This is a genomic window from Kribbella orskensis (assembly GCF_004342085.1).
In the GTDB taxonomy this organism is placed as follows: domain Bacteria; phylum Actinomycetota; class Actinomycetes; order Propionibacteriales; family Kribbellaceae; genus Kribbella; species Kribbella orskensis.
Genome location: NZ_SLWM01000005.1, coordinates 213,183 through 226,212 on the forward strand (window position 1 = coordinate 213,183; position 13,030 = coordinate 226,212).

Consider the following 13,030-nt stretch of genomic DNA (forward strand, 5'->3'; position numbering starts at 1 on the left):
CCGGAAACCCTCCCCCAGTGCGCCTGGTTGTGGGGGTGGGCCTTGGTTCCCGCCTCCGCTGCGCCTGGTGTGCGGAGATGGGACCTGCGCCCTCCCCCGCTGCGCCTGATGTGCGGGGGAGGACGGATCGTGGGTCACTTCAAAGCGTCGAGCGCCTTCTGTGAGCCGGGGTGCAGCGGCACCGGATCGGTCTTGGCCGCGTTGTCCAGAGTGATGTCCTTGGCCGCCACGTTCACCTGGACCAGCGCGTCCTTGTTGTCGTAGATCACCTTGGTCAGCTTCTCGGCCAGCTCGTCCGACATGTTCTTCCGGACCAGCAGCACGTTCGGCACGATGATCGTGGCCACGTCGGCCGGCTGCTTGTAGGCCGCCGCCGCAATGTTGCCCTGGGCATAGATCGTGCCGTACTTCGTCTGCAGCGGCTGCAGCAGGTCGGTGATCGGTATCAGTTTGACGTCCTTGCCGAGGCTCGTCATCAGGTCGGTGATGCCGCCGGTGGGGATGCCGCCGGACCAGACCAGGGCGTCGATCGAGCCGCTCTTCATCGCGTCGACCGACTCCGGCAGGCCGAGCCGCTGTGCGGTGACGTCGCGCGCCGGATCCAGGCCGGCCGCCTCCAGCAGCCGCCGGGCGATCACCTCGGTGCCCGAGTTCGGCGAGCCGGTGGAGACCCGCTTGCCCTTCAGGTCCGCGATCTTGCTGATCCCGGCCGAGGCGCGCACGGCGACCTGGGTGTAGTTCGGGTAGAGGCGGGTCAGCGCGACGACGTCCTGCTTCGTCTTGAAGCTGTTCACGCCGTTCACCGCGTCCGCCGCGGTGTCACCCAGCGAGAAGGCGATGTCGTAGTTGCCGGCCGCCAGGCCCTGCACGTTCTGCACCGAGGCGCCGGTCTCGCTCGCGGTCGCACGGTACCCCTCGACCTTGGAAGAGATCACCGACGCGAGTGCGCCGCCGAGCTGGTAGTAGACGCCGGTGGTGTTGCCGGTGGCAATGGTCAGCCGGCCTCCGTCGGTACCGGCGGCCCCGCCCTCAGGCTCTCGCTGCCCTCCGCAGGCGACGAGTGAGACGGCGGCGGCGAGCACCACGAGGGTGGTGGGCAGGCGTCGGATTCTCATCAGGTGGCGGATCCTTCCGTTGGCCCGGTCTGGCGGCCCTGCCGGACCAGGTTGATGACGACGGCAACAAGTAGCAAACCGATCCCGATCGCGATGGTTACGGGCGCGAGATAGAGCAGCAGCAGTGCCGCCGGGACGCAGAGCAGGCGTTCGACCCAACCCGTGGCGATCACGATCCAGCCGCCGGTGACGACCGCCAGCGCCGCGACGGCGAGCATGGAGACCACGAGGGTCCAGACCATGCCGATCAGGCTGCCTTGCCCCAGCAGGTGCGCGCCGTTCTCGGTCAGCACGAACGCGAAGGGCACCAGGAACGCGGGCAGCGTGTACTTCCACGCCTGCCACATCGTCGGCATCACCTTGCCGCCGGTGATCGCGGACGTGGCGACGGCCGCCAGCGCGGTCGGCGGCGACACCTCGGACAGCACCGCGTAGTAGAAGATGAACATGTACGCCTCGGCCTGCGTGACGCCCAGCTGCACCAGCGCCGGCGCGATGATCACCGCGGCGATGATGAACGACGCCGTCACCGGCACCGCCAGACCGAGCACCAGTACTGCGAACGCGGCCAGCACCACCGTCAGGATCAGCACGACCGTCGGGTTGTCCGTCAGTCCCTTGGCCGCGTCCACGATGATCTCGGCCAGGTTCAGCCCGAGGCCGGTCTGGGTGGTCACCGCGACGATCACGCCGGCGGTCGCACAGGTCGCCGCCACCGGCAGCACCGAACGGGTGCCCTGGGCAAGCGCTTTGAAAGACGGCCCGGCGGTGAGCCGGTGCTCGCGGTCCAGGAAGGACAGCCCCAACTGGATGATCACCGCGTACACCACGGCCTTGAACGGCGGCACGTCCACCGCCATGAAGCCGATGATCACGAACAGCGACAGGAAGTGGTAGCTGAACCTCATCAGCAGCTTCAGCGCCGACTGGGTGGACGGCTCGGCGGCCGTGGTCCCGTGCCGGCGGGCGTCCATCTCGATCGCCAGCAGGATGCCCAGGTAGTACAGGATCGTCGGGATCACCGCGTAGCCGAGCACGGTCAGATAGCTGACCTGCAGGAACTCCGCGATGATGAAGGCCGCCGCGCCGAGGGTCGGCGGTGACAGGATCGCGCCGATGCCCGCCGCTGCGAGCATGCCGCCCGCCGGTTCGGGCGGATACCCGGCGCGGCGCAGGATCGGCCAGGACACGGTGCCCAGCGAGACGGCCGTCGCCGTTCCCGAGCCGGACACGCTGCCAAGCAGGAATCCCGCCAGCGTGACGGTGCGGCCGGGCGCGGTACGGCTGCGTTTGAAAGCGGCGAAGGAGAGGTCGACGAAGAACTTGCCGGCGCCGGAGTAGTCCAGGACCGCGCCGTAGATGGTGAACAGCACGATGTAGCCGGCGGCGACCCTCAACGGGGTGCCGTAGAACCCGGCCGTGCCCATGGTGAACTGCGCGATGATCGCGTCGAAGTTGAATCCCTGGTGCGCCAGCGACCAGGTGTAGGGCAGATAGCCGCCGTAGTACGCGTAGGCGATGAAGAGCGCGCTGACGACCGGCAGCACCCAGCCCGTCGTACGGCGGCAGGCCTCGAGCAGGAGCGCGAACAACAGAGCCCCGGCGAGTACGTCGAGACCCGTCGGGGCCTGGCGTCGTTCGAGGAAGCCGTCGAAGTCGACCAGCGGGTAGACGCAGACCGTCAGCGCCATCGCGGCGAGGATCCAGTCCGTGATCCCGGGATCGTCGGTGGCCCGGGCCTTGAGCGGGTTCATGAAGGCGGGCACCCGCCAGCCCCGATAGCACAACAAAGTGACCGGGAGGACGGCTGCGAGAAAGATCACTAAATAGAACTGGGTTCCGGCGGACAACGGGAAGAACACCTGCAGCAGCACACCGACGCTGATCACCGCACACCACGCGGAGATCGCCCGGTCCAGGGTAGGACTGAGCCGCCGAGCAGGCTTTTCCTGCTCGTACTCGGCTAGTTCGGACTCGGAGGGCGTGGCTGCGCCAGCCCCCGTAGTTATACCGACAGTCATCGAGCGGTTTCCTCCTGTGTCCGAAGGCTAGTGTCGACGACCACGCCATGGAGTCGCGTGATTACGTCTTTACCAAGATCTGACACACATGAAGCTCTCCTGCCCTACGATCACGGCATGAGCGGCGCCGTCAGGATTCTGTTGGTCGAGGACGATCTAGATATCGCGAACGCTCTGATACCTGCGCTGCGCCGATACGGGCTGATGGTGACGCACGTCCGGACAGCCGCGGACGCCCTCGCGGCGGACCCCGGCGACCTGGTCCTGCTGGACCTCGGACTGCCCGACGGCGACGGCATCAACGTGTGCCGTCAGATCCGCACGGTGTCAGACGTCCCGGTGATCGCAGTGACCGCGCGAGGTGAGGCGGCGGACCGGGTCCGCGGCCTGCGCAGCGGCGCGGACGACTATGTGGTCAAACCGTTCGCCATCTCCGAGCTACTGGCCCGCATCGATGCTGTACTACGGCGTACCGGACTACTCCAACCCCGCCCCCGGGTGACAGTCGGCGACCTGACCGTGGACATCGAGGCACGCACCGTCCAGGTCGCGGACAAGCCCATCAGTCTGACCCGCAAGGAGTTCGACGTGCTAGCTGTGCTGGCCGCTCACCACGGCCGGGTGGTCCCCCGCGAGCAGGTCGCTCTGTACGCCTGGCAGTCCGTCTTCGAGGCCTCCTCGCGGACGATGGACGTGCACGTCGCGAGCTTGCGGGCGAAGCTCGGCCGGCCCGAGCTCGTGCAGACCATCCGCGGCGTCGGCTACCGCCTGGGTTCGGACTGACCGTTGCGTCGTCGCCTGCTGCAGTCCCTCGTTCCGATGGTCATCGTCCTGGCCATCTTCGCCGCGGTGCCGCTGGCGAACTTCATCGCCACCGGCACGTCCCGCACGCTCTTCCTGTCCCGCAGCAACGACGCGGACTGGTTCGCCACGATGGCCGAGGGACCACTGCAGTCGGGTGACATCGCCAACCTGCGCGAGCTGGCGGTCCGGTACCACCAGCTCTACAACACGCCCGTGTTCGTCGTCGACGTCGATCGCCGGGTGATCGCGACCTCGCGGTCCGGCGTCGTGGTCGCGGAGCCTGACCTCAAGACCGCCCTGGACAGCACCCTGGCCGGCCGGCTTCCGACCGAGCCGCCGGCGCTGTGGCCGTGGCGCACGGGCGAGATGGTGGTGGCCCGTCCGGTCGTCAACAACGGCCGCGTCCTCGGCGCGGCGGTGCTGCGGGTGCCGACCGAGCACGCCCGCGACGACGTGCAGCGCGGTCTGCTACTGCTCCTCGGCGGTCTGCTGATCAGCGTCGGAGCCGTTGTCATCGGCATCGTTCGCCCGGTCACCCGCTGGGTGCTGCGGCCGCTGAACGACCTCGACAACGCGACCCACCAGGTCACCCGCGGCGCGCTGGACACCCGGGTCTCCACGGACGGCCGCGCACCGGAGCTCCGAAGACTCGGGGACAGCTTCAACTCGATGGCGCTCAGCCTGCACCAGGCCCGCCAGCGCGAGCGGGAGTTCGTCGCCGACGCGTCACACCAGCTCCGTACTCCGCTCACCTCGGCCCGGATCCACATCGAGGGCCTGTCCCGGCTCTCCCCCACTGCCCGCTTCGCGCTCAGCGACATCGACCGGCTCGGCCGGATCGTGCAGCGGCTCTCCCGGCTGGCCGGCTCGGACCGCCCAGGTGATGCCGAGGGCAGCGAAGAGCCGCTGGACCTGGCCCAGGCCGTCAAGGAGCGGCTGGTCGGCTGGAAGGCCGTCTACGCCGCCGACGACCTGGAACTGATCATCGGCGAGATGGTGCCCGGCGGCGTCGCCCCCGAGCTCGAGGTGGACGACATCCTCGACGTGCTGCTCGACAACGCCTCGAAGTACGGCGCTCCGCCGGTGGAGGTGTCGGTCCTGCGGGACGGCACCGAGGTGGTCCTCGCGGTCCGCGACCACGGTCTCGGACTCGGCTCGCGTGACCTCAAGAAGGTCGGCGAACGCTTCTGGCGCAGCGCCCACCACCGGGAGATGCCCGGTACGGGTCTGGGCCTGGCCATCGTCCGCTCCGAGGCCGCCCGCGTCGGCGGCCGGGTGGTGGCCCGCCCACCCATCGGCGGTGGCCTCGTGATCGAGGTCCGCGTCCCCCTGATCGACGACTACGAGCTCTAGTGTCCCGCTCAGATGTGGTTGGCGCGGTACCAGCGTTCGGCGGCGTTGTGGAGCGGGATCGGCATGGTGGCGATCGCGGAGCGGGCGTCGAGGGAGCCTGCTTCGGGGTGCACGGCCATCAGGTCGGTCTGGCGGCGGAACATCGTGTTCAGGGTCCACCAGGCCCAGGAGTCGGACAGGCCACGGCGGGCCAGCAGGTAGTTCGGCACCGCGAGCGTCGGGACCGCGCTCGCCAACTGGTAGATCGACGGCGGGATCGACGACAGGACGTAGCCGCCGAAGCGCTTCAGGGCGATCATCTCCGCCACCGGGCCGATGTCGACCAGCCGGAACCCGATGTCCTTCTGCAGGCCCTTGATCGGGTCTGTGGGCAGACCACCGCTCCAGATCATCGCGTCGATGCCGCTGCTGGTGGCCGGGTCCTTCGCCAGCGCCTTGGCCCGCAGCGCCGCGACCGACTCCTCCAGGCCGAGCATCCTCGGCCTTACCTTGACCTTGGCGGTGCTGAGGATCCGGTTCGCCACCACCCTGGTGCCGGAGTTCGGCGACCCGACGCTGACCACGCGGCCGGCCAGGTCCCTCAGTGAGAAGATTTCGGAGGCGACCGGGACGACGATGTGCACGTAGTTGTCGTAGGTCCGGGCCAGCGCGGTGAAGCGGAGCGCGCCGCTCGAGAACGTCTCCACGCCTTCATAGGCGTCCAGGGCGGAGTCGGACAGCGAGAAGGCGATGTCGGCCTTGTTGGCCGCCAGCATCTTGAGGTTCTCCACCGAGCCCTCGGTGAGCAGCGGCTGCATGGTCACCCCGGTCACCTCGGTGACGAGCTTTGCCAGCCCGGCGCCGTAGATCGCGTACACGCCGCCGGCGTTCCCCGTCGCGAACCTGCCCGGCTCAGCCGGAGCCGGCTCATCCGACTTCCCGCGGGAGCATCCCGGCGTCACCAGAGCCGCGGCTGCCGCAGCTCCGAGTCCGAGCACACTACGGCGATTCATCAGGCGGGGACGATCCATAGGTGACAACCTAGAGGTCAACCGGTTCGAGTCGGTAGGTCACTCCATCCCCACGCGTACTCACACCCCGGCGATTCCCCGTACTGCGGACGCATACGTCCGGCAGCGCCAGGCACCCACCTGCAGATGCCCGCCTGCGACCAGCCCTCCAGCTAGGGCGGATCCACAGCAACCGGACAGCGTCTGGACGGGTCTGGGGTGGATGTGACAGCGTTGTCATCGCGTCGGCCGTCAGGCCGCGGAGAAACCGTCATCGGAGGATGATTTCGTGCACGACGACCGATCACTCATCGAGGAGCGGCTGGGGCGCGCCCTGCGGGAGCGGATCCGCCCCGCGATCTACGGCGCCGCGGTACCGCTGGACATCAAGGTGTGGCACGCGCCTGGTGAACCGGCACCGCCCGCCGAAGCACTCGCCGCGACCTACGAGCCGGCCGAGATCGGGCTGCCCTGGGGCCCCGCCTGGGGTACCGCGTGGTTCCACTTCAGCGGCCAGGTGCCGGCCGAGTGGGCCGGGCAGGAGATCGAGGCCGTGATCGACCTCGGCTTCAGCGGCGGCCCGGGCTTCTCCGCCGAGGGGCTGATCCACACCACCTCCGGCGTCCCGCTGAAGGGCCTGCACCCGCGCCAGACCTACGCGCCGCTGTCCATCCTCGGCCCGGACGGTACGTCGGCCTCGGCCGGTGACCGGATCGAGTTCTACGTGGAGGCCGCGGCCAACCCCGAGGTGCTCGGCTCGAACGCCTTCGCCCCGACCGACGTCGGCAGCAAGCCCGAGCCGGGCGGCAAGCCGATCTACCAGCTGGCCCGGGCCGACCTGGCCGTCTTCAATGCCGAGGTGTGGGACCTGATCCTGGACCTGGAGGCCCTCGACGGCCTGCAGCGGGAACTGTCCCCGCAGGAGCCGCGCCGCAGGGAGATCCTGCGCGCGCTGAGCCGCGCCCTGGACGTCCTGGACTACGAGAACATCGCCGGTACCGCGACCGACGCCCGCGCCGAGCTGACCGACGTACTGAGTCGCCCGGCGCACGCGAGCGCGCACCAGCTGTCAGCGGTCGGTCACGCGCACATCGACTCCGCCTGGCTCTGGCCGCTGCGCGAGACCCGCCGCAAGGTGGCCCGCACGGTGTCCAACGTCGCCACTCTGGCGCAGGAGTACCCGGAGCTCGTCTTCGCGTTCTCGCAGGCCCAGCAGCACGCCTGGGTGAAGGACAACTACCCGGAGGTCTGGGAGCGGCTGAAGAAGGCCGTTGCCGACGGCACCATCGTGCCGGTGGGCGGCATGTGGGTCGAGTCCGACACCAACCTGCCCGGCGGCGAGGCGCTGGCCCGGCAGTTCGTGCACGGCAAGCGGTTCTTCCTGGACGAGTACGGGATCGACACCCAGGAGGTCTGGCTGCCGGACTCGTTCGGCTACACGGCGGCCCTGCCGCAGCTGGTGAAGCTGTCCGGCTCGAAGTGGTTCCTGACCCAGAAGATCTCCTGGAACAAGGAGAACAAGTTCCCGCACCACACCTTCTTCTGGGAGGGCCTGGACGGGACCCGGGTGTTCACCCACTTCCCGCCGATCGACACCTACAACTCCGACCTGTCCGGCCGTGAGCTCGCGCATGCGCAGCGCAACTTCGCCGAGAACGGCGCCGCGACCCGCTCGCTGGTCCCGTTCGGGTACGGCGACGGCGGTGGCGGGCCCACCCGCGAGTTCGTCGCGACCGCCCGCCGGGTGGCCAACCTGGAGTCCTCGCCGCGGGTGACGATCGAGTCCCCGACCGAGTTCTTCAGCGCGGCCGAGGAGGAGTACACGAACGCCCCGGTCTGGTCGGGTGAGCTCTACCTGGAGATCCACCGCGCGACGTACACCTCGCAGGCCAAGACCAAGCAGGGCAACCGGCGCAGCGAGCACCTGCTCCGCGAGGCCGAGCTGTGGTCCGCGGCGGCCGTGGTGGCGGGCAAGCTCGACATCTACCCGTACGAGGACCTGGACCGGATCTGGAAGGCCGTGCTGCTGAACCAGTTCCACGACATCCTGCCGGGCAGCTCGATCTCCTGGGTGCACCGCGAGGCCGAGGCGACGTACGCGAAGCTGGCCGGGGAGCTCGAGGCGATCATCGCGACGGCCCAGCAGGCACTCGCCGGCGAGGGGCCGGCGCAGATCGTCTTCAACGCGGCGCCGCACACCCGCGGCGGCGTGGCCGGTCTCGGCGCCGGCGTTGCCGTCGGCGAGGGCCAGGCGGTGACGATCGACGACGGCGTCCTGGACAACGGCGTGATCCGGGTGACGGTCGACGACCGCGGCCTGATCACCTCCCTGTACGACGTGGCGGCCGACCGCGAGGTGATCGCCCCGGGCAGTACCGCGAACCTCCTGCAGCTGCACGTGGACACCCCGAACCACTGGGACGCCTGGGACGTCGACTCGTTCTACAAGAACAACGTCCGCGACGTCACCGAGGTCGACAGCGTCGACTTCAGCACCGTCGAGGGCGTCGCCACGGTCGTCGTCAAGCGCTCCTTCAACCGCTCCAGCGTCACCCAGACGCTGCGGCTGCGGCCGGGCGCCAAGCGGCTCGACATCGAGACCTCGATGGACTGGCACGAGTCGGAGAAGTTCCTCAAGGCGGCCTTCCCGGTCGACGTGCACGCCGACCGGTCCGCGTCCGAGACCCAGTTCGGGCACATCTTCCGCCCGACCCACCAGAACACCTCGTGGGACGCGGCCAAGTTCGAGATCGCGGCGCACCGCTGGGTGCACGTCGGCGAGCCCGGCTACGGCGTTGCCGTGGTCAACGACTCGACCTACGGCCACGACATCAACCGGACCGCCCGCGACGACGGCGGCACGACCACCACGATCCGTACGTCGCTGATCCGCGCGCCGCGCTTCCCCGACCCGCAGACCGATCAGGGCGTGCACGTGGTCAACCACGCGCTGGTGGTCGGCGCCGGCATCCCGGACGCGATCGAGGAGGGCTACCGGATCAACCTGCCCGAGCGGGTCGTCACCGGTGCCGCGGGCATCGACCCGATCGTTGCCCTGGACAACGGCAACGTGATCGTCGAGGCGGTCAAGCTGGCCGACGACGAGTCCGGCGACGTGGTCGTCCGGCTGTACGAGTCCAGCGGCGGCCGGTCCCGCGCGACCCTCACCCCGGGTTTCGCGGCCGGCACCGTCACCGAGGTCGACCTGCTGGAGCGCCGCCTGGCCGACCGCGAGCTGAAGGACGGCGGCGTCTCGTTCGAGCTCCGCCCGTTCCAGATCCTCACCCTCCGCTTCACCCGCGACTGAGCACCACCTACGCCAGCAAGACCGGCAACTGAGCAACGCCTGACAGCTGGAGCAACGCCTGACTGCTGGAGCCAAGAAAGGGCCGCCCTGTCCCGGGCGGCCCTTTCGCGTTCCGGGGAGCGAGCACGCCACCTGATCGATCCGCGGCGTTCACAGTCCTGACGTAGCGTTGGTGGGGCCGACGTTGCCGACCTCGGGAGCTGGCATGACACGGACGCCTCTGCTCGGAGCGCGAACCCTCGACCGGGAGACGGCCCGCGCCCTACCGCCCGGCCCGCGGCTGCCGACGCTGGCCCAGACGGTGCTGTTCGCCGGGCACCGCATGACCTTCTTCCCGCGGATGCGCGAGCGGTACGGCGACGTCTTCACCATCCGGCTGGTCCCGTCGAGCCGGGTCGTCGTGGTGCTCAGCCGGCCGGAGCACATCCGCGAGGTGTTCACCACCCCGCCGGGCATCATGCACGCCGGCGAGGGCAACACCGTGCTGCAGCCGATCATGGGCGACCACTCGCTGCTCCTGATCGACGACGACGACCACGCCCGGATGCGCCGGCAACTGATGCCCGCCTTCAACGGCCAGGCCCTGCGCGGGTACGCGGAGATGATCGCGCGCCTCGCCGAGCACGACGTGCAGTCCTGGCCGGTCGGCGAACCCTTCCGCCTGCACGACCGGATGCGGACCCTCACCCTCGAGGTGATCCTGCAGGTCGTCTTCGGCGTGACCGACCAGAACCGGCTGGAGCAACTCCGCCCACTGGTCGAGCGGGTCGTCTCGGTCCGCCCGATCATCATGCTCGGCGGCTTCTACCCCCGCCTGCTGCGGCTGCCACCGTGGCGCACCTACCTCCGCATCCAGCGCCGCCTCGACGACATCCTGTACGCCGAGATCGCGGCCCGGCGGAACTCCGAGAACCTTGCCGAGCGCAACGACGTACTCTCCAAGTTGCTGGCCGCGGGCACCTGGTCGGACGTCGAACTGCGCGATCAGCTGGTCACCCTGTTACTGGCTGGACACGAGACCACGGCGACCGCACTGGCCTGGGCGTTCCACGAGCTGGCCCGCAAGCCGGACGAGCTCGCCGCCGGGCAGCGGGCCGCCGACGCCGGTGATGACGACCGGCTGGAGGCGATCACCAAGGAGTCGATGCGGCTGCACCCGGTCGTGTACCAGGTCGGCCGCCGGGTGACGGAGACCGTCGAGATCGCCGGCTACCGGCTGCCGCGCGGGACCACGATCATGCCGGCGATGGGACTCCTGCACTCCGACGAGCAGCACTACCCGCAGCCGCTGGAGTTCAGGCCCGACCGGTTCCTCGGCGACAACCCGCCCGCTCCCGGCACCTGGATCCCGTTCGGCGGCGGAGCCAGGCGCTGTATCGGGGCCGGCTTCTCCCTGCTGGAGGCGACCGAGATCCTCCGCGCCACCCTCACCCGGTACGGCGTCCGCGCGGTACGGGGGGCTCCGGAGACAGCGCAGCCGCGGAACGTGACCTTGGTCCCGTCCCGCGGCTGCGAGATCGTGGCGGAGCGCCGAGTCGGTCAGGGCCTGTCGGACACGCCCTAGTCCTCGAGGTCGCCGACGTCGCCCAGGTCGACGTCGCGGACGTCCTCGAGGTCGGTGTCGTCCTCGTCGTCCAGCTCGAACGGCTCGTCGTCGTCCACCACGTGCACGGCCGCCTCCTCGGCGCTCGCCGCCGCACCGTCGAAGCCGACGTCCTCGGCGACCAGCTCCTGCTCGTCGTCGGAGTGGGCGCCCTCGTCCGGCGCGACCAGGCGGCCGGAGCGCACCTCGCCGACCTCCGGGCCGCCGACGTTCTCACCGTCCTCGGCGTACGGGTCCACGTCCGGCTCCTCCTGGGCGATCCGCTGGTCCAGCGTCTCCCCCTCCAGCGCCTCCTCCGCCGTACTGCCGAAGCCTTCACCCGCGGACCACTTCTCCGGCGGCGAGTAGCCCTCGTCCAGGAGGTCGTCCACGCCGCGGTTGTCGAGGGTGTCCTCCGGCTGCAGCTGGTCCTCGTCGTCGACGCTGTAGCTGCCGTAGTCCTCACGGTTGTTCTCGGTCATGCCCCCAACCTTCGCTGTCCGGGCGGTGGGAAGCAAGGCGGCACCCGGCGCCCCGGTGCCGGAGCCCGCGCCCGCCGTCCCCCGTCCATGCCCTGGTGCCGTCGGGTCCGAGCGTGGAGTGATCCCCGATGATGGGGTGATGGACCCGGTCAGGCTGACGATGGCGCAGCTCCGTGAGCTGCGGGACGACATCGCACCGCGGGCCGCGCGCCGCTCGAAGGCGTCCGTTAACCGGCGGCTGGACCGCTGGCGCGACCGCGCGTTCTTCATCGCCCAGTGCTCCCTGGCCGCCGCCACCGCCTGGGCACTGGCCCGGTACGTCGTCGGCCACGCGCAGCCGTTCTTCGCGCCGGTCGCGGCGATGGTCTGTCTCGGGTTCAGCTTCGGACAGCGGCTGCGCCGGGTCACCGAGGTGATGGTCGGCGTCGCCGTCGGGGTCGGGGTCGGCGACCTGTTCGTGAAGCTCTTCGGCACCGGCGTCGTGCAGATCGTCTTCGTGGTCGCCCTCGCGATGAGCGTCGCCGTGCTGCTCGGCGCGGGCAACCTGATGACCACCCAGGCCGGCGTACAGGCGGCGCTTGTGACCACCCTGCTGCCGGATCCGGGCGCGGGCTTCAGCCGGTGGCTGGACGCTGTCATCGGCGGCGTGGTGGCACTGGCCGCGGCGACGATCGCGCCGGCCGCCGCGATTCGTCGCCCGAGGCAACAAGCCTCGGGGGTGCTGAACGAGCTGGCGGAGATCCTGATCGAGGCCTCCGACGGCCTCCAGGCGGGCGACGAAGAGGCTGTCACCGACGCGCTCAGAAGAGCCCGGGACAGCGAATCCCTGCTGGACGACCTCCGCAGCGCGGCCGACGAAGGAGTGGCCGTGGTCCGGATGTCGCCGTTCCGCCGCCGGCACCGCGGGCGGGTCCAGGAGGTCGCCGACCTGGTCGTACCGCTGGACCGGGCGATCCGGAACATCCGGGTCCTGGTCCGCCGCGTGGCGGTCTCCGTCTGGCGCGAGGAGCGGATGCCCGACGAGTACCCGATGCTGCTGGACCGGCTCGCGGACGGCACCCGGCTGATCGCGGAATCCCTCTTCGAGCCCGCCGCCGACGTCGCCGCGCACCGCGTCCTGGGCGAGCTCGGCCGCCGTACCGCCGTGATGCCGACGCCCCCGGGACTGTCCGCGGTGGTCGTCCTCGGCCAGATCCGCTCGACCATCGTCGACCTGCTCGAACTGACCGGTACGACATACGACGAAGCGCGTGAGCTCGTCCCGCTCCGGCACGACGGGCTGGATGAGAAGTAGGTCACTCCAGAACGGTTTGCCGGATCCCCGTCATAGCCGGCGCCGCGGTGCGTCTCACAGGCATGACGGTGGCGGCGCACCCG

At 69.9% G+C, this 13,030-nt stretch carries 9 protein-coding genes; 5 read left to right on the forward strand and 4 right to left on the reverse strand.

Annotated elements, in window-relative coordinates:
* Positions 1-134 precede the first annotated feature (134 nt).
* Positions 135-1,115 (reverse strand): TAXI family TRAP transporter solute-binding subunit, encoded by a 981-nt coding sequence (locus EV644_RS16395; RefSeq protein ID WP_132189138.1) that lies wholly within the window; start codon positions 1,113-1,115, stop codon positions 135-137.
* The gene (locus EV644_RS16400; protein WP_132189139.1) at positions 1,115-3,136 is read right to left on the reverse strand and encodes a TRAP transporter permease; all 2,022 of its coding nucleotides are present in this window, start codon (positions 3,134-3,136) and stop codon (positions 1,115-1,117) included. Before EV644_RS16400 ends, EV644_RS16395 begins: the two co-directional genes overlap by 1 nt.
* A 117-nt stretch (positions 3,137-3,253) precedes the next feature.
* Here EV644_RS16400 and EV644_RS16405 point away from each other — a divergent pair, with 117 nt between their 5' ends.
* Both EV644_RS16405 and EV644_RS16410 read left to right on the forward strand, forming a co-directional pair.
* The gene (locus EV644_RS16405; RefSeq protein ID WP_012918592.1) at positions 3,254-3,919 is read left to right on the forward strand and encodes a response regulator transcription factor; all 666 of its coding nucleotides are present in this window, start codon (positions 3,254-3,256) and stop codon (positions 3,917-3,919) included.
* Positions 3,920-3,955: 36 nt separating this feature from the next.
* A complete protein-coding gene (locus EV644_RS16410; RefSeq protein ID WP_132189140.1) occupies positions 3,956-5,293 on the forward strand; it encodes a sensor histidine kinase in 1,338 nt (445 codons plus the stop codon).
* A gap of 8 nt (positions 5,294-5,301) precedes the next feature.
* Here the strand turns inward: EV644_RS16410 and EV644_RS16415 are convergent, their stop codons facing one another.
* Positions 5,302-6,303, reverse strand: coding sequence for a TAXI family TRAP transporter solute-binding subunit (locus tag EV644_RS16415; RefSeq protein ID WP_132189141.1), 1,002 nt, complete (start codon positions 6,301-6,303; stop codon positions 5,302-5,304).
* 268 nt (positions 6,304-6,571) lie between these two features.
* Between EV644_RS16415 and EV644_RS16420 the strand changes: the two genes are divergently transcribed.
* A complete protein-coding gene (locus EV644_RS16420; protein WP_132189142.1) occupies positions 6,572-9,589 on the forward strand; it encodes an alpha-mannosidase in 3,018 nt (1,005 codons plus the stop codon).
* Positions 9,590-9,794: 205 nt separating this feature from the next.
* On the forward strand, positions 9,795-11,153 hold the full coding sequence (locus EV644_RS16425; protein ID WP_132189143.1) for a cytochrome P450: 1,359 nt from the start codon (positions 9,795-9,797) through the stop codon (positions 11,151-11,153).
* On the opposite strand, the gene EV644_RS16430 is transcribed toward EV644_RS16425, so the two are convergent.
* A complete protein-coding gene (locus EV644_RS16430; protein WP_132189144.1) occupies positions 11,150-11,653 on the reverse strand; it encodes a DUF5709 domain-containing protein in 504 nt (167 codons plus the stop codon). The two genes, EV644_RS16425 and EV644_RS16430, sit on opposite strands and share 4 nt — an antisense overlap.
* Before the next feature lie 139 nt (positions 11,654-11,792).
* On the opposite strand from EV644_RS16430, the gene EV644_RS47510 reads away from it, so the two are divergent.
* A complete protein-coding gene (locus tag EV644_RS47510; RefSeq protein WP_132189145.1) occupies positions 11,793-12,947 on the forward strand; it encodes an FUSC family protein in 1,155 nt (384 codons plus the stop codon).
* Positions 12,948-13,030 lie beyond the last annotated feature (83 nt).

Excerpts from the sequence above, each read along its gene's own strand:
- EV644_RS16410 (WP_132189140.1), top strand. The coding sequence starts at position 3,956 with ATGGTCATCGTCCTGGCCATCTTCGCCGCGGTGCCGCTGGCGAACTTC.
- EV644_RS16395 (WP_132189138.1), bottom strand. The coding sequence starts at position 1,115 with ATGAGAATCCGACGCCTGCCCACCACCCTCGTGGTGCTCGCCGCCGCC.
- EV644_RS47510 (WP_132189145.1), top strand. The coding sequence starts at position 11,793 with ATGGACCCGGTCAGGCTGACGATGGCGCAGCTCCGTGAGCTGCGGGAC.
- EV644_RS16400 (WP_132189139.1), bottom strand. The coding sequence starts at position 3,136 with ATGACTGTCGGTATAACTACGGGGGCTGGCGCAGCCACGCCCTCCGAG.
- EV644_RS16405 (WP_012918592.1), top strand. The coding sequence starts at position 3,254 with ATGAGCGGCGCCGTCAGGATTCTGTTGGTCGAGGACGATCTAGATATC.
- EV644_RS16425 (WP_132189143.1), top strand. The coding sequence starts at position 9,795 with ATGACACGGACGCCTCTGCTCGGAGCGCGAACCCTCGACCGGGAGACG.
- EV644_RS16430 (WP_132189144.1), bottom strand. The coding sequence starts at position 11,653 with ATGACCGAGAACAACCGTGAGGACTACGGCAGCTACAGCGTCGACGAC.
- EV644_RS16415 (WP_132189141.1), bottom strand. The coding sequence starts at position 6,303 with ATGGATCGTCCCCGCCTGATGAATCGCCGTAGTGTGCTCGGACTCGGA.